This is a genomic window from Polaromonas sp. UC242_47 (genome assembly GCF_044452385.1).
Lineage (GTDB): Bacteria > Pseudomonadota > Gammaproteobacteria > Burkholderiales > Burkholderiaceae_C > Polaromonas.
Map to the genome: position 1 here is coordinate 460,923 of NZ_JBIOAO010000001.1, position 14,775 is coordinate 475,697.

Sequence of the window (14,775 nt, forward strand, 5' to 3'; positions counted from 1 at the left end):
GAACTACAAATGAGCATGAGTGATCCTATTGCCGACATGCTGACGCGCATCCGCAATGCACAAATGGTTGATAAAGCCGTTGTGTTGGTGCCATCGTCAAAAGTCAAAGTCGCCATTGCACAGGTATTGAAGGATGAGGGCTATATCGATGGCTTCTCCGTCAAGACCGATGATGGCAAACCCCAGTTGGAAATCGCCCTGAAGTATTACGCAGGCAAGCCCGTGATTGAGCGCATTGAGCGCGTCAGCCGCCCAGGCCTTCGCGTCTACAAAGGCCACGGCGCCATCCCCCAGGTCATGAACGGCCTGGGTGTCGCCATCGTCACGACCCCTCAGGGTGTGATGACTGATCGTAAAGCGCGCGCTACCGGTATCGGTGGTGAAGTGCTTTGCTACGTGGCTTAACGGCGGCATTGAGGAGTAACTGAAATGTCTCGTGTAGCAAAAATGCCAGTCGTCGTGCCCCAGGGCGTGGACGTGGCGATGAAAGATGACCAGATCAATGTCAAGGGCGCCCTCGGTGCTTTGGCTCTGGCACAAAATGCCCTGGTCACCATCAAGAATGATGCCGGCCAGCTGACTTTTGTCCCGGCCAATGAGTCGCGTGAAGCCAATGCCATGAGCGGCACCATGCGCCAGCTGGTCAACAACATGGTCACCGGTGTGACCAAAGGCTTCGAGAAGAAGCTGAGCCTGGTTGGTGTGGGTTACAAAGCCCAGGCCCAAGGTACCAAGTTGAATCTGACGGTTGGTTATTCGCACCCTGTGGTGTTTGATATGCCTGCTGGTATCCAGGTTGCAACGCCGACTCCCACTGAGGTGGTGATCAAGGGTGCAGATCGTCAACGCGTCGGCCAGATCGCCGCCGAAGTTCGCGCCGTGCGTCCTCCCGAGCCTTACAAGGGCAAGGGCATCCGTTATTCGGATGAGAAGATCACGATCAAAGAAACCAAGAAGAAATAAGGAGCTGCACCATGTTGACCAAAAAAGAGCAGCGCCTTCGTCGTTCACGCCAGACCCGCATCCGCATTGCCACGCAAGGTGTTGCCCGTCTGACCGTGAATCGGACCAATTTGCATATTTACGCCAGCGTTATTTCTGGCGACGGCACCAAAATTCTGGCCTCTGCTTCGACCGCAGAAGTCGAAGTGCGCAAGGAGCTTGGCGCTTCGGGCAAAGGTGCAAACGTTGCTGCTGCGCAAGCCATTGGCAAGCGTATTGCCGAAAAGGCAAAAGCGGCAGGTGTGGAAAAAGTAGCGTTTGACCGCGCTGGCTTTGCGTACCATGGCCGCGTTAAAGCGCTGGCTGATGCTGCTCGCGAAGCTGGCTTGCAGTTCTAAGCAGACTGGAATTAAGTATGGCTAAGTTTCAAGCAAAATCACAAAACGACGCTCCAGACGATGGTCTGAAGGAAAAGATGATCGCGGTCAACCGCGTGACCAAAGTTGTAAAAGGCGGCCGGATTCTCGGTTTTGCTGCACTGACTGTGGTTGGTGATGGCGACGGTCGCGTCGGCATGGGCAAGGGCAAGTCGAAAGAAGTGCCAGCTGCCGTGCAAAAAGCCATGGAAGAGGCCCGTCGCAACATGACCAAAGTGTCGTTGAAAAACGGCACCATTCACCACAACGTGTTTGGTCACTGGGGTGCTGCCAGCGTCATGATGATGCCGGCCGCCAAAGGTACTGGCATCATTGCCGGTGGACCTATGCGTGCGGTGTTTGAAGTGATGGGTATCACTGACATCGTGGCCAAAAGCCACGGTTCCAGCAACCCTTACAACATGGTGCGTGCAACGATGGACGCGCTGAACAACTCCACGACGGCTTCGGACATCGCTGCCAAGCGTGGTAAATCGGTCGAAGAGATCTTCGGCTAAGGCGGTACCCAATGACGACAGAGAAAAAACTCACAGTGACCCTGGTTCGCAGCCCGATTGGCACCAAGGAATCCCATCGCGCCACCGTGCGCGGCCTGGGTCTCCGCGGTATCAACAGCAAGAGCGAACTGCAGGACACGCCCGCTGTGCGCGGCATGATCAACAAGATCAGCTACCTGGTCAAGGTGCTGTAAGCGGAGTTTATGATGGAATTAAACGGAATCAAGCCTGGCGCAGGCGCCAAACATGCCAAGCGCCGCGTCGGTCGCGGCATCGGCTCTGGCTTGGGTAAAACGGCTGGTCGCGGCCACAAAGGTCAGAAATCCCGTTCGGGCGGCTACCATAAGGTGGGCTTCGAAGGCGGTCAAATGCCTTTGCAGCGTCGTTTGCCCAAGCGCGGTTTCAAGTCGCAGCTGCTGAAGTTCAATGCTGAAGTCACCCTGGCCGCTCTTGAGCAGCTCGGTCTGGCCGAAGTGGACTTGCTGGCGCTGAAAACAGCCGGTCTGGTTGGCCAGCTGGCTAAAAACGTCAAAGTCATCAAGTCTGGCGAGCTCACAAAAGCTGTCAAACTCAATGGCATCGGCGCGACTGCGGGCGCTAAAGCCGCAATCGAAGCCGCCGGCGGCGCACTCGCTTAAAACCTTACACGGATAACTATCAGTGGCAACCAGCTCTGCACAAATTGCAAAAACCGGCAAGTTCGGTGATCTTCGCAACAGGCTTGTATTTTTGCTGCTTGCGCTGGTGGTTTACCGTGTGGGCGCTCACATTCCTGTTCCAGGAATTGATCCGTCCCAGTTACAGCAACTTTTCAGCGGCCAGCAGGGCGGCATATTGAGCTTGTTCAATATGTTCTCTGGCGGGGCCTTGTCGCGGTTCACGGTGTTTGCGTTGGGCATCATGCCCTACATCTCCGCCTCCATCATCATGCAGCTGCTCACATATGTGGTTCCCACATTCGAGCAGATGAAAAAAGAAGGTGAAGCGGGCCGGAGAAAGATCACGCAATACACCCGTTACGGCACCTTGGGTCTGGCCTTATTCCAGTCCATGGGTATTGCGATTGCGCTGGAAAGCTCGCCAGGCCTGGTCTTGGCGCCCGGATTTGGTTTCCGTATGACGGCTGTGGTGAGTTTGACCGCCGGTACGATGTTTTTGATGTGGCTCGGCGAGCAGATTACCGAACGTGGTTTGGGTAATGGCATCTCGATCCTGATTTTTGCAGGTATTGCGGCAGGTTTGCCCAATGCGCTGGGTGGCTTGCTTGAGTTGGTCCGTACCGGTGCCATGAGTATTCTGGTCGCCATTGTGATTGTGGCGGTGGTGGTGCTGGTCACTTATTTCGTGGTATTCGTGGAGCGCGGCCAGCGCAAGATACTGGTGAATTACGCCAGGCGACAGGTTGGCAACAAGGTGTATGGCGGGCAATCGTCCCACCTGCCTTTGAAGCTGAACATGGCCGGCGTGATTCCTCCGATTTTTGCCTCCTCCATCATCCTGTTGCCTGCAACCGTGGTGGGATGGTTTAGCGCAGGTGACGGGATGCGTTGGCTAAAAGATATCGCCAGCACCTTGACCCCGGGTCAGCCGATTTATGTGTTGCTGTACACTATCGCGATCGTATTTTTCTGCTTCTTCTATACCGCGCTGGTGTTTAACAGCCGGGAAACAGCGGACAATTTGAAGAAGAGCGGCGCCTTCATTCCCGGGATTCGTCCTGGTGACCAAACGGCACGTTATATCGACAAGATTCTGGTGCGTCTGACATTGGCCGGCGCGGTGTACATCACCTTTGTTTGCCTGCTGCCAGAGTTTTTGATTTTGAAGTACAACGTACCGTTCTATTTTGGCGGCACCTCGTTACTGATTATTGTGGTTGTGACCATGGATTTCATGGCCCAAGTACAGAACTACATGATGTCTCAGCAGTATGAATCCCTGTTGAAGAAGGCGAACTTTAAAACTTCACCAGGCGCTTGATGGAATGTCGAAAGATGACGTCATCCAGATGCAGGGAGAGGTCGTGGAGAACTTGCCCAACGCGACGTTTCGCGTGAAGCTGGAAAATGGGCATATTGTTTTGGGTCATATTTCGGGGAAGATGCGCATGCATTACATCCGCATACTTCCCGGTGACAAAGTGACAGTTGAATTAACCCCTTACGATTTGTCGCGTGCACGTATTGTGTTTCGCGCCAAATAGGCACAGTAAAAGTTTAGGAGAAAGAAATGAGAGTTTCAGCTTCGGTTAAGAAAATTTGCCGCAACTGTAAAATCATCCGCCGTAAGGGCGTTGTTCGCGTGATCTGCACAGACCCACGCCACAAACAGCGTCAAGGCTGATTTTCAAGAGTTTTAGAGGACGCACATGGCTCGTATCGCTGGTATCAATATTCCGCCGCAGCAACACGCCGAAATCGGCTTGACTGCTATTTTCGGCATCGGTCGCACTCGTGCTCGCAAAATTTGCGAGGCATGTGATATTGCGTATTCCAAAAAAGTCAAAGATCTTTCTGACGGTGACTTGGAAAAAATTCGTGATCAGATCGCGCAATTCACCATCGAAGGTGATCTGCGTCGTGAAACCACGATGAACATCAAGCGCTTGATGGATATCGGCTGCTACCGTGGCTTCCGCCATCGTCGTGGCTTGCCCATGCGCGGTCAGCGCACGCGTACCAATGCACGCACCCGCAAGGGTCCGCGCAAGGCCGCAGCGTCCTTGAAGAAATAATTGAGTAAGAGGTAGTTATGGCAAAAGCCCCAAGCAGTAACGCAGCGCAACGCGTTCGCAAGAAAGTTCGCAAGAACGTCGCCGACGGTGTCGCTCACGTTCACGCGTCCTTTAACAACACCATCATCACGATCACCGATCGCCAGGGCAATGCCTTGTCGTGGGCATCTTCTGGTGGACAAGGCTTTAAAGGTTCGCGTAAATCGACTCCTTTTGCAGCCCAGGTTGCTTCAGAAGTCGCTGGTCGTGCCGCCATTGAGCAAGGCATCAAGAATCTTGATGTTGAAATCAAGGGCCCAGGCCCTGGCCGCGAATCATCGGTGCGTGCATTGGCCGCGTTGGGCATTCGGATCAATTCGATTGCTGACGTGACGCCAGTTCCCCACAACGGCTGCCGTCCTCAGAAACGCCGCCGCATTTAAGTTCGAGTTATCCGGGATGGCTGTGACGCAGTTGCGCAGCCATACCCGGACAACGTTTTTCTCAAGCCCACCGCCGCTCGGGTGACACCGACGGCTCCTGCAGACATATTGCAGCAGATGACATAAGGAATTCAAGTGGCACGTTACCTCGGCCCCAAGGCCAAACTATCCCGCCGTGAAGGCACCGACCTGTTCCTGAAAAGCGCTCGCAGAGCCATCGGCGACAAGGCAAAGTTTGACTCCAAACCCGGTCAGCACGGTCGCACCTCCGGCACCCGCACTTCCGATTTCGGCTTGCAACTTCGCGAAAAGCAGAAGGTCAAGCGCATGTATGGCGTGCTTGAAAAGCAATTCCGCCGTTATTTCGAAGAAGCCGATCGCCGCAAGGGCAATACCGGTGCCAACCTGTTGTCGATTCTGGAATGCCGCCTGGACAACGTGGTTTACCGCATGGGTTTTGGCTCCACACGTGCTGAGGCACGTCAGTTGGTCTCGCACAAGGCGATTACCGTCAACGGTGGTTCGGTCAATATTCCGTCTTACATGGTTAAGGCCGGTGATGTGATCGCTGTTCGCGAAAAGTCCAAGAAGCAGACCCGTGTTGCGGAAGCGCTGCAACTGGCTCAACAAGTCGGCATGCCGGCTTGGGTTGATGTCAGCATTGACAAAGGCGAAGGCATCTTCAAGAAAGTGCCTGATCGCGACGAATTCGCTGCTGATGTCAACGAATCGCTGATTGTCGAACTGTATTCACGTTAATTTTCGTTCCTGCGCTTACGGGGCACTGTAGGCGCAGGGTCGCTTCACCCGGCCTTATCGGTGTAACGAGCCGAGGGTATTGAGAGGAAGAATGCATGCAAACTAATTTACTGAAACCCAAAACAATTAACGTTGAGCAGCTTGCGCCTAACCGCGCCAAGGTGACTCTCGAGCCTTTTGAGCGCGGCTATGGCCACACGCTCGGCAATGCCCTGCGTCGTGTTTTGCTGTCCTCCATGGTTGGCCACGCTGCGACCGAAGTCACCATCGCCGGTGTCTTGCATGAGTACTCTTCCATCGATGGCGTGCAGGAAGACGTCGTCAACATTCTGCTGAATCTGAAGGGTGTGGTGTTCAAGCTCCACAACCGTGATGAAGTCACCCTGAGCCTGCGCAAGGATGGCGACGGTCCCGTGACTGCCGCCGATATCCAGACGCCGCACGACGTTGAAATCATCAACCCTGAACATGTCATCGTCAATCTGTCGCACGGCGGCAAGATCGACATGCAGATCAAGGTTGAAAACGGCCGCGGTTATGTTCCAGGCACCATGCGTCGTTACGGCGACGAGTCGACCAAGTCGATTGGCCGCATCGTTCTGGATGCTTCGTTTTCGCCGGTCAAGCGCGTCAGCTACACCGTTGAAAGCGCTCGTGTTGAGCAGCGCACCGACCTCGACAAGCTGGTTCTCGAAATCGAAACCAATGGCGCGGTGACGGCAGAAGACGCGGTTCGCGCTTCGGCTAAAATCCTGGTTGAGCAACTCGCAGTGTTTGCGCAACTCGAAGGCAACGAATTGGCTGCTTTTGATGCGCCGGTTCAGCGCAGCTCGCAGCAATTTGACCCCATCTTGCTGCGCCCTGTGGATGAACTTGAACTGACGGTTCGTTCGGCCAACTGCCTGAAAGCAGAAAATATTTATTACATTGGTGACCTGATCCAGCGTACCGAGAACGAACTTCTTAAGACGCCAAATCTGGGTCGCAAGTCACTCAATGAAATTAAAGAAGTATTGGCCTCGCGTGGCTTGACACTCGGGATGCGGCTGGAAAGCTGGCCTCCTGCAGGCCTCGACAAGCGTTAATAAAAATATCCTCCTTCGGGAGGGCGTGCACAGGTAGTACCTGATACGGCTACTTGAATTACAAAATTGAAAGGAAAGCACCATGCGTCACGGACACGGACTTCGTAAACTCAACCGGACCAGCTCACACCGGCTGGCCATGCTTCGCAACATGATGAATTCTCTGATTCAGCATGAAGCCATCAAGACCACTTTGCCCAAGGCCAAAGAACTGCGTCGCGTTGTTGAGCCCATGATCACTTTGGCCAAAGAGCCCACACTGGCCAACAAACGCCTGGCGTTTGATCGCTTGCGTGATCGCGACATGGTCGTCAAACTGTTTGCCGAACTCGGCCCACGTTACAAGGCTCGTCCTGGTGGCTACACACGTATCCTGAAAATGGGTTTCCGTGTGGGCGACAACGCGCCTATGGCTTTGGTTGAACTGGTTGATCGTCCTGATGTGTCGGAAGACACTACAGCTGATGTGGCCGAAGCAAAGTAAGAAAAGTAAGCTATAATAAATACATATCGCGCGGTGGAGCAGCCTGGTAGCTCGTTGGGCTCATAACCCAAAGGTCGTAAGTTCAAATCTTGCCCGCGCAACCAACCTCCAGATCACCAGATCTGGTACCCAAAACGCCCACTTCATGTGGGCGTTTTGCTTTCCGGCTGATATTCTCATTTCTTCGGCCGAATGACTTTGGCGTCGCCAGTAATGCACCGTGGCAACGCCTTATTTCATCTATTTTCCACTTTCTGCTGGTGTGATAAATCGTGGATGCCTCCTGATTTGCCTCTTCTTGGCATCGGTTCATACGCTTCAAAGTCATCCATTCAGCCTGCTCGATGATGAGCGGCCAGTGGCGGAGACGATCGCCGGCTTTCATCACGCGCTGGATCTGTCTCCGGTTTGCCCTGGCAAGGCCCTCTGGCGCTCCGTAGCGGCGGCGTTGTGCTCATCGCCATGGTCTCTGGCCGTCCCTTCTGGCGTTTGGCCTCAGAATCAGGCGCCGGCTATCGCTGGCTGTCGATTTTTCGCAAGCTCATTCGTCGTCTCAGTTGAGGGTCATCCTCTGCACTCCAGGAGAACACCATGGCTACCAACACTGTCCGTCTGCACCGTGTGTTACGCACCACCCCGGATCGGCTCTACCGAGCCTTCGTTGAAGCAGGCGCTTTCGCGCGCTGGCTGCCACCGTTCGGATTTACCGGCCAGGTCCACAACATGGACCCCGTGATCGGCGGCGCCTGGCGCATGTCCTTCACCAACTTTGGCACCGGTCACAGCCACGCGTTCGGCGGGAAATACCTGGAACTTGTCCCCGGCCAGCGCATTACATACGATGCGACGTTCGACGACCCCAAGCTGCCGGGCACGCTGAAAACCAGCGTGACGCTGACCCCCGTTTCCTGTGGCACCGACATGTCCGTCGTGCAGGAAGGCATTCCCGAGGTGATTCCTGTCGAAATGTGCTACCTGGGCTGGCAGGAGTCGCTTCTTGCGCTGGCCCAGTTGGTCGAGCCGAATATTCCGGGTTGAAGCGTCCGCTTTGGGCAGGCATCAAAAGAAGATCTTGGATAGCCGGGTCCGCTTAACCTCATTCGCAGGTTGACTCCAACAGGAGTCGCCACCCCTCACCTGACAGCGCGTCCGCCACAATAGGAAGCCGTTCGTGACCAGACCCAGCCACAAAAATGCCTGAGCCTTCCAAAGATAAACGCTGCACGCCGCCGTCTTTTTCGGTCATGCGGCCTCCTCCCAAGCTTCGTTGGCTTGTCGCGCTGGCGTGTTTTTTCGCTGGCGCATGCCTCGCACAGACCCGGATCCCTGGTCTGGATGCCGGGGCGTTGGCCGAGGCGACCCTGGGTACCTTGCCTGGCGTTGCTGCGGGTGGCATCCTCCGCGGGGAGCGCATGGATGTTGCGGTTCTGCGGCGCACCGATGCCGGTGCTGCGTTCAGCGTGGACGACCCATCGCAGACTCCTGAGCCCGTGTTCGAAATCGGCTCTGTCACAAAGGTCTTGACTGGACTGCTTGTCGCGCAGCGCGTAGAGCGCGGTGAGTTGCGCCTGGACCAATCATTGGGCGAGTTGTTATCGGACCGGGTTCATCTTTCCAGTGAGCAAACTCAAGGCATCACCCTGGGGCAACTTCTCACGCACACATCCTGCCTCACGACGTGGCCAAGCAACCCGGCGCGGCTGCCCGTCGACAAACAACGGCGCTATGACAGACCGCATCTGTGGTCGATTCTGGGAAGCACCATCGTGAGCCGCGCGCCGCCGTGCGAGACGAGGTACAGCAACTATGCCTACGCCATCCTGGGCGAACTTCTGGCAGAACGCTCGCAGGTCTCCTGGGAGGCGCTTGTGCAGCGCGACATCACAGGACGCATCGGCATGCCGAGTACACCCAGACCTTGTCTCGCGATCTGGAGCGGAGGCTGGCTCCTGCATTTGCCCAAGAGGACCGCGCGGCGCAATGGGAAATGGACGCCTTTGCAGCTGCTGGAGGGCTGCGCTCCACAGCAACAGACCTGCTCGTCTTCAGCCGGGAATTGCTGCAAGGACGCCGAGGTCAGTTCGGGGCGGCGGCAGAGCGCCTGGTCTCTCCACTGGCACCCTATCGCGAAGGCGCATCCCGGATGGGCTACGGTATGTTGCTTCCCGCCGCATCCTCAAGGGTGTGGGCGCACAACGGCGTGACCGGCGGCTACCTGAGCGAGTGGATCGTCTGGCCCGACTCCCATGAGGCGGTGGTGATCCTGGTGTCGAACAGTGCCGCGCCATCCCATCGGATCGCCCAGGCCTTGGTCGCTCAGACCTGGACCGGAACGGCTCGCCAGCACTGAGCGTCGGACTGTCCGCTTCGGAGAAAACCGGCCAGCCGCACCGAGCCCGATGGGCATGCCCCGTTCAGTCCGGCAGCACGGCCGTGACTTCAATTTCAATACGCGCGCGTTCTTCCACCAGGGCCGACACTTCCACACAGGTCATGGCCGGAAAGCTTTTGCCCATGACCTCGCGGTAGGCCGCCCCCAGTTCCTTCAGGCGCGCGAGGTATTCCACGCGGTCCACCACATACCAAGTCATGCGCACCATGTGTTGCGGTCCGGCGCCGCCGGCCTGCAGCACGGCCAGGATGTTTTGCAGGGCCTGGCGGGTTTGTGCGATGAAGTCGTCGCTTTCAAACTGCTGCTGGGCATTCCAGCCGATTTGGCCGCCCACAAAAATCATCGCGCCGCGCGCCATCACGCCATTGGCGTAACCCTTGGGCGCGGTCCACTCGGCGGGTTGCAATAGTTTCATCATGATTTGTTTTCTTCCAGTTCTGTGTCGAGATAAGGCAGTAACGCCTGGCGCAAGCCGTCCGGGATGGGTAACACCTTGCCGTGTGGCACCTCGGAGCACACCACCACGGTTTTTGCAAGCAATTTGAGGCTCTTGCCCGCATCCGGTATGCGCGAGGCGCTATGAACTTCATAGCGCATGCCGAGGCTGGCATTACCAATGCGGCTCAAGCTCAGGCGGATGTTGATCTCGTCGCCATAACGGCACATGCCGAGAAATTCGGTTTTCAGATCCACGATGGGCACACCTATGCCCGAGGCGATCAGTTCGTGTTCGGGGTAACCGATATGCGCCAGAAAATCTTCCTGGGCTTCGTGCAGCAGGTAAAAATACTGCGGATAAAAAACAATGCCGGCCGGGTCGCAGTGGTGAAAGCGAATCTGTTTTTGGGTGTCGAACTTCATGGCTGGCGCAACCTGAAACGCTGCAATTTGCCGGTCTCCGTGCGCGGCAGGCTGCTCACGAACTTGATCTGGCGCGGGTACTTGAAGGGCGCGAGCGTGGTTTTCACATGGTCTTGCAGAAGTTTGACCATGGCCTCGTCGCCGACCTGGCCGGGCTTGAGCACCACAATCGCCTTGACGATCATGCCGCGCTCTTCATCGGGCACACCAATCACGCCGCATTCGGCGACGGCCGGGTGTTTGAGCAAAGCGTCTTCCACCTCCGGGCCACCCACGTTGTAACCCGAGGTGATGATCATGTCGTCGGCCCGGGCCTGGAAGAAGAAATAACCGTCGGCATCCTGCAGGAAGGCGTCGCCCGGGTAGTTCCAGCCGTCCTTGACGTAATTGGCCTGGCGCACATCGGCCAGGTAGCGGCAGCCGGTGGGCCCGATGACGGCGAGTTTGCCGACGGTGCCGCGTGGCACTTCCTGGCCCAGGTCGTCCACCACCTTGGCGGTATAGCCGGGCACCACCTTGCCGATGGCGCCGCGGCGCACGTCTGCCGGCGCGGCGGAGATGAAGATGTGGAACATCTCGGTTGCGCCTATGCCGTCCGTCATCTCGATGCCGGTGGCTTCTTTCCAGAGCTGGCGGGTCGCGTCGGGCAGGCCTTCGCCGGCACTGACACAGGTGCGCAGGGTCGGCACGCCATGTTGTTTTGCAAATACCGCCATCTGCCGGTAAAACGTGGGCGCGGTGTAACAGATGGTGGCGCCCACCTGGCTGATGAGTTTGACCATGACTTCGGGTGTGTAGGCCACGCCGGGGTAATACACCGAGGCGCCTGCCCACATCGGAAAAATCAGCATGCCGCCCAGCCCGAAGGTAAAGGCCAGCGGTGGGGAACCCATCACGATGTCCTCGGGCGTGGCCTGGAGCACATGGCGCGGCCAAGCCTCGCAGGCGGCCAGCACATCGCGGTGTGTGTGCACCGCCGCTTTGGGTGTGCCGGTGGTACCCGAGGTGAAGGCCATCATGGCGATGTCGTCGGCCGCGGTGGCGCAGGGCGTGAATTGCCCGGACTTGGCGGCGCACAAGGCGCCCAGATCCTGCGGATCGCCCAGCGCATTGAACTTCAACACCGTGCCTAAGACCGGATGCGCCACCTGGGCCTGCGCCAATTCATCCAGCAGCGTGGCGTCGCAGATGGCCACGGTGGGCTGCGCTTTTTCAATGATCTCGCCCAACTCCTTGGCGCGCAGCAAGGGCATGGTGGCCACGGCCACCAGCCCGGCTTGCACCACGCCCAGCCAGGCCAAGGCCATGCCGATGGAGTTGCCGCCGCGCAGTAAAACCCGGTTGCCCGGCACCAGCTTGCAGTCTTCGGTCAGGACCTGCGCGATGCGATTGACGCGCTCCAGTGCCTCGGCATAACTCAGCGTGATCCGGTCCGAGCGCAACATCGGCCTGTCACCATGGCCGTTGGCAAAGGCCTTGCTGAACAGCGTGTCCACCAGGTTGGCCTGGGCGGGAATGTGCATGCCGGGCAGCGGGTAGCGCAGCTCGGGCAGCAGCGCCTGCGGTGGCAGGCGGTCATGCACAAAGCGGTCGGTTTGCGCGGAAGGCGCTGTGGCGGTGGGCGTCGGAGTAGTCATGATTGCAACACCGCCTTGCCAATGATCAGTTGCTGGACTTCGGTCGCACCTTCGTAGATGCGCAGGGAGCGGATGTCGCGGTACAGGCTTTCGACCTTGGTGCCGACCTTGACGCCCAGGCCGCCATGCATTTGCAGCGCCATGTCGATCACGCGCTGGGCATTTTCGGTGGCGGTCATTTTGGCCATGGCGGCTTCGGCGGTGATACGTGTGCCCGCTCCCCTGCGTTCGCTGTCGTCACGCAGCCAGGCGGCGCGGTAGGTCAGCAGGGCGGCGGCGTCGATCAGCGCCGCCATCTCGCCGATCTTGGCCTGTGTCAGCTGGAAGTCGGCCAAGGTCTGGCCGAACATCTTGCGTTCTCGCGCAAAACGCACGGCCTCGAACAAGGCCCGGCGCGCCATGCCCAGGGCGGCGGCCGCGACCGAAGCGCGGAAGATGTCCAGGGTCTGCATGGCCAGCTTGAAGCCGCCGTTGAGCGCGCCCAGTTGGGCCTCACCGGGTACGCGGCAGTGCGCAAACTTCAAGGTGGCCAGCGGGTGCGGCGCCATCACGGCGATGTGTTCGCTGCTGTCCAGGCCGGGTGTGCCGGCGTCGACGATAAAGGCTGTGATGCCACGTGTGCCGGCGCTGATATCGGTCTTGGCGAAGGTGACGTAAAAATCGGCGATGTCGCCGTTGCTGATCCAGGTCTTGCTGCCGTTGAGCGCCCATTCGCTGCCGGTCTGCTCGGCGCTGGTAAGCATGGCGCCGGCGTCGGAGCCGGCCTCCGGCTCGCTCAAGGCAAAGGCGGCAATCTTGTCGCCACGCGCCACCGCCGGCAGGTAGGCGGCTTGTTGCGCCGCCGTGCCGGCCAGGGTGATGGCGCCGCTGCCCAGGCCTTGCATGGCAAAGGCAAAGTCGGCCAGCGGGGAGTGAAAGGCCAGGGTTTCACGCAGGATCACGAGCGCGCGTGAATCGAGTTTTTCCAGCGCACCGCCACTGCTGGCAGGCACGCAATAACGCAACCAGCCGGCGTCGCCCAGGCGGCGTACCCACTCCTTGCAGGCCTGCCGGTCATCACGCTCGTCGACCTGTTGCTCTGGCGCCCAGGCGGCGAGTTGTTCGCCGAGTGCGCGGTGGGCATCGTCAAAAAAAGGCAGGGCCAGGTGGGTGGTGCTCGCTTTCACATCAGTCTCCCTGGAACACGGGTTTTTGTTTGCTGGCAAAGGCCTCGTAGGCGCGCGTGAAATCCTGGGTCTGCATACAGATGGCCTGCGCCTGGGCTTCGGCTTCAATCGCCTGGTCCAGGGTCATGGCCCATTCCTGGTGCAACATGGTTTTGGTCATGCCATGGGCAAAGGTCGGTCCGGCGGCCAGATCGGCGGCCATGGCCTGGGCTTTGGCCAGCACCTCGGCCGGCTCGTGCAAGGCGTTGAAAAAGCCCCAGGCCAGCCCTTCCTGCGCCGTCATGGCGCGGCCGGTGAACAGCAACTCGGACGCGCGGCCCTGGCCGATCAGGCGCGGCAGCAGCGCACAAGCGCCCATGTCGGCGCCGGCCAGGCCCACACGCGTGAAGAGGAAGGCGGTCTTGGCCTGCGCCGTGCCCAGGCGCATGTCGGCGGCCAGCGCCATCATGGCGCCGGCGCCGGCGCAAATGCCGTCAATCGCCGCCACGATGGGTTGCGGGCACAGGCGCATGGCCTTGACCAGGTCACCGGTCATGCGTGTGAACTCCAGCAGTTCGGGCATGGCCATTTTGGTCAGCGGGCCAATGATTTCGTGCACGTCGCCGCCCGAGCAGAAGTTGCCGCCGGCACCGGTGAGCACAATCACTTTCACGTCGGTGGCGCTGTTCAGCTTGCGAAACAAGTCCCGCAGTTCGGCATAAGAGTCGAAGGTCAGCGGGTTTTTGCGCTCGGGCCGGTTCAGGGTCAAGGTGGCGACGCCATGGTCAAAGCTGTAGGCGAAGTGGCGCGCCTGGTAGTTGCCCATGGCATTGAACTGCGCGTGCATGGGGTTGCTGGCGGTGATGTAGTGCTTCATGTGTTTTCCAGTTCCTGGCTGAGGTCGGTTTGGTGTTGTTTGACTTTGCCCAGCAGCTTGTGCAGGGTGTCGATTTCGCGCGGTGACAGGCCACCCAGGGCCTGGACAATCCAGCTTTCGTGCTGGCGTGCCATGTCGTCAAAAATCTTGCGGCCGCGGGGCGTCAGGCGCACGCGGTAGGCGCGGCGGTCGCCGGCGACCGCCACCCGTTCGACCAGGCCTTCGGCCACCAACTGGTCGGTGATGCCGGTGACGTTGCCGCCGGTGACCATCATGCGGCGCGACAACTCGTTCATCTTCAGCCCTTCCGGGTTGCGCTCGAGTTGCGCCATCAAATCAAAACGCGGCAAGGTGGTGTCGAACTGTTCGCGCAATTGCCCGCGCACCTGTTTTTCAATCAGCTGCGTGCAGGTCAGCAGGCGCAACCACAGGCGCAGCGCCTCCGGGTGTTCGCGGTGTCCGCGTGCTTCCATGTCCATGGGGTTCTCCTGACTCTTTTTTGC

24 protein-coding genes, 1 tRNA gene and 1 pseudogene are annotated in these 14,775 nt (G+C 58.5%); 18 read left to right on the forward strand and 8 right to left on the reverse strand.

The window, feature by feature from the left end; translation table 11 throughout:
• The first annotated feature begins 9 nt into the window (after positions 1 to 9).
• The 15 genes from rpsH to ACHMXK_RS02355 all read left to right on the forward strand — a co-directional run bounded on the left by rpsH (position 10) and on the right by ACHMXK_RS02355 (position 7,464).
• Positions 10 to 405 (forward strand): 30S ribosomal protein S8, encoded by a 396-nt coding sequence (gene rpsH, locus ACHMXK_RS02285; RefSeq protein ID WP_397437340.1) that lies wholly within the window; start codon positions 10 to 12, stop codon positions 403 to 405.
• Between the two features lie 24 nt (positions 406 to 429).
• Entirely contained in the window at positions 430 to 963 is a 534-nt protein-coding gene (rplF, locus tag ACHMXK_RS02290) for a 50S ribosomal protein L6 (protein WP_318405898.1), read from the forward strand.
• 11 nt (positions 964 to 974) lie between these two features.
• Positions 975 to 1,340 (forward strand): 50S ribosomal protein L18, encoded by a 366-nt coding sequence (gene rplR, locus ACHMXK_RS02295; RefSeq protein WP_318405897.1) that lies wholly within the window; start codon positions 975 to 977, stop codon positions 1,338 to 1,340.
• 17 nt (positions 1,341 to 1,357) lie between these two features.
• Positions 1,358 to 1,876, forward strand: coding sequence for a 30S ribosomal protein S5 (rpsE, locus tag ACHMXK_RS02300; RefSeq protein ID WP_318405895.1), 519 nt, complete (start codon positions 1,358 to 1,360; stop codon positions 1,874 to 1,876).
• 11 nt (positions 1,877 to 1,887) lie between these two features.
• The gene (gene rpmD / locus ACHMXK_RS02305; RefSeq protein ID WP_077592479.1) at positions 1,888 to 2,070 is read left to right on the forward strand and encodes a 50S ribosomal protein L30; all 183 of its coding nucleotides are present in this window, start codon (positions 1,888 to 1,890) and stop codon (positions 2,068 to 2,070) included.
• 12 nt (positions 2,071 to 2,082) lie between these two features.
• On the forward strand, positions 2,083 to 2,514 hold the full coding sequence (gene rplO, locus ACHMXK_RS02310; protein WP_397437343.1) for a 50S ribosomal protein L15: 432 nt from the start codon (positions 2,083 to 2,085) through the stop codon (positions 2,512 to 2,514).
• A gap of 22 nt (positions 2,515 to 2,536) precedes the next feature.
• Positions 2,537 to 3,856 (forward strand): preprotein translocase subunit SecY, encoded by a 1,320-nt coding sequence (gene secY, locus ACHMXK_RS02315; RefSeq protein ID WP_397437345.1) that lies wholly within the window; start codon positions 2,537 to 2,539, stop codon positions 3,854 to 3,856.
• Positions 3,857 to 3,860: 4 nt separating this feature from the next.
• Entirely contained in the window at positions 3,861 to 4,079 is a 219-nt protein-coding gene (infA, locus tag ACHMXK_RS02320) for a translation initiation factor IF-1 (protein ID WP_077563621.1), read from the forward strand.
• A gap of 26 nt (positions 4,080 to 4,105) precedes the next feature.
• Positions 4,106 to 4,219, forward strand: coding sequence for a 50S ribosomal protein L36 (gene rpmJ, locus ACHMXK_RS02325; protein WP_011481465.1), 114 nt, complete (start codon positions 4,106 to 4,108; stop codon positions 4,217 to 4,219).
• Between the two features lie 25 nt (positions 4,220 to 4,244).
• The gene (rpsM, locus tag ACHMXK_RS02330; RefSeq protein ID WP_188709716.1) at positions 4,245 to 4,610 is read left to right on the forward strand and encodes a 30S ribosomal protein S13; all 366 of its coding nucleotides are present in this window, start codon (positions 4,245 to 4,247) and stop codon (positions 4,608 to 4,610) included.
• A 17-nt stretch (positions 4,611 to 4,627) separates the two neighbouring features.
• Positions 4,628 to 5,032 carry a 30S ribosomal protein S11 gene (gene rpsK, locus ACHMXK_RS02335; RefSeq protein ID WP_077592475.1) on the forward strand — a complete coding sequence of 135 codons (405 nt, stop codon included), beginning with the start codon at positions 4,628 to 4,630 and terminating at the stop codon, positions 5,030 to 5,032.
• Positions 5,033 to 5,167: 135 nt separating this feature from the next.
• Positions 5,168 to 5,791: a 30S ribosomal protein S4 gene (gene rpsD / locus ACHMXK_RS02340; protein ID WP_397437348.1), complete on the forward strand. Its 624-nt coding sequence runs from the start codon at positions 5,168 to 5,170 to the stop codon at positions 5,789 to 5,791.
• 95 nt (positions 5,792 to 5,886) lie between these two features.
• On the forward strand, positions 5,887 to 6,876 hold the full coding sequence (locus ACHMXK_RS02345) for a DNA-directed RNA polymerase subunit alpha (protein ID WP_318405867.1): 990 nt from the start codon (positions 5,887 to 5,889) through the stop codon (positions 6,874 to 6,876).
• 82 nt (positions 6,877 to 6,958) lie between these two features.
• Entirely contained in the window at positions 6,959 to 7,360 is a 402-nt protein-coding gene (gene rplQ / locus ACHMXK_RS02350) for a 50S ribosomal protein L17 (protein ID WP_318405866.1), read from the forward strand.
• A 27-nt stretch (positions 7,361 to 7,387) separates the two neighbouring features.
• Positions 7,388 to 7,464, forward strand: a tRNA-Met gene (locus ACHMXK_RS02355).
• Here ACHMXK_RS02355 and ACHMXK_RS02360 read toward each other — a convergent pair.
• A complete protein-coding gene (locus tag ACHMXK_RS02360) occupies positions 7,443 to 7,745 on the reverse strand; it encodes a hypothetical protein (protein ID WP_397437351.1) in 303 nt (100 codons plus the stop codon). The genes ACHMXK_RS02355 and ACHMXK_RS02360 overlap by 22 nt on opposite strands.
• 206 nt (positions 7,746 to 7,951) lie before the next feature.
• Here ACHMXK_RS02360 and ACHMXK_RS02365 point away from each other — a divergent pair, with 206 nt between their 5' ends.
• Positions 7,952 to 8,398, forward strand: a complete 447-nt coding sequence (locus ACHMXK_RS02365; RefSeq protein ID WP_397437353.1) for an SRPBCC family protein — start codon at positions 7,952 to 7,954, stop codon at positions 8,396 to 8,398.
• Positions 8,399 to 8,456: 58 nt separating this feature from the next.
• Here ACHMXK_RS02365 and ACHMXK_RS02370 read toward each other — a convergent pair whose 3' ends face one another.
• Positions 8,457 to 8,606 (reverse strand): hypothetical protein, encoded by a 150-nt coding sequence (locus ACHMXK_RS02370; protein ID WP_397437355.1) that lies wholly within the window; start codon positions 8,604 to 8,606, stop codon positions 8,457 to 8,459.
• Here ACHMXK_RS02370 and ACHMXK_RS02375 point away from each other — a divergent pair.
• Positions 8,605 to 9,258: pseudogene (locus ACHMXK_RS02375) on the forward strand (serine hydrolase domain-containing protein); the annotation flags it as partial. The gene ACHMXK_RS02370 and the pseudogene ACHMXK_RS02375 overlap by 2 nt on opposite strands.
• 20 nt (positions 9,259 to 9,278) lie before the next feature.
• Positions 9,279 to 9,710 (forward strand): serine hydrolase, encoded by a 432-nt coding sequence (locus ACHMXK_RS02380; protein WP_397437357.1) that lies wholly within the window; start codon positions 9,279 to 9,281, stop codon positions 9,708 to 9,710.
• A gap of 64 nt (positions 9,711 to 9,774) precedes the next feature.
• On the opposite strand, the gene ACHMXK_RS02385 is transcribed toward ACHMXK_RS02380, so the two are convergent.
• Genes ACHMXK_RS02385 through ACHMXK_RS02410 form a run of 6 tightly spaced genes read right to left on the reverse strand, consistent with a single transcriptional unit; the run spans position 9,775 to position 14,751 of the window.
• Positions 9,775 to 10,170, reverse strand: a complete 396-nt coding sequence (locus tag ACHMXK_RS02385; RefSeq protein ID WP_397437358.1) for a RidA family protein — start codon at positions 10,168 to 10,170, stop codon at positions 9,775 to 9,777.
• Entirely contained in the window at positions 10,167 to 10,613 is a 447-nt protein-coding gene (locus tag ACHMXK_RS02390) for an acyl-CoA thioesterase (protein ID WP_397437360.1), read from the reverse strand. The genes ACHMXK_RS02385 and ACHMXK_RS02390 overlap by 4 nt, the downstream gene beginning before the upstream one ends.
• On the reverse strand, positions 10,610 to 12,250 hold the full coding sequence (locus ACHMXK_RS02395) for an AMP-binding protein (protein ID WP_397437362.1): 1,641 nt from the start codon (positions 12,248 to 12,250) through the stop codon (positions 10,610 to 10,612). Before ACHMXK_RS02395 ends, ACHMXK_RS02390 begins: the two co-directional genes overlap by 4 nt.
• Positions 12,247 to 13,416, reverse strand: coding sequence for an acyl-CoA dehydrogenase family protein (locus ACHMXK_RS02400; protein ID WP_397437364.1), 1,170 nt, complete (start codon positions 13,414 to 13,416; stop codon positions 12,247 to 12,249). The genes ACHMXK_RS02395 and ACHMXK_RS02400 overlap by 4 nt, the downstream gene beginning before the upstream one ends.
• A 1-nt stretch (position 13,417) precedes the next feature.
• On the reverse strand, positions 13,418 to 14,272 hold the full coding sequence (locus tag ACHMXK_RS02405) for an enoyl-CoA hydratase family protein (protein ID WP_397437366.1): 855 nt from the start codon (positions 14,270 to 14,272) through the stop codon (positions 13,418 to 13,420).
• Complete coding sequence (locus ACHMXK_RS02410; protein WP_397437368.1) at positions 14,269 to 14,751, reverse strand: MarR family winged helix-turn-helix transcriptional regulator; 483 nt, start codon at positions 14,749 to 14,751, stop codon at positions 14,269 to 14,271. The genes ACHMXK_RS02405 and ACHMXK_RS02410 overlap by 4 nt, the downstream gene beginning before the upstream one ends.
• Between the last annotated feature and the right edge of the window lie 24 nt (positions 14,752 to 14,775).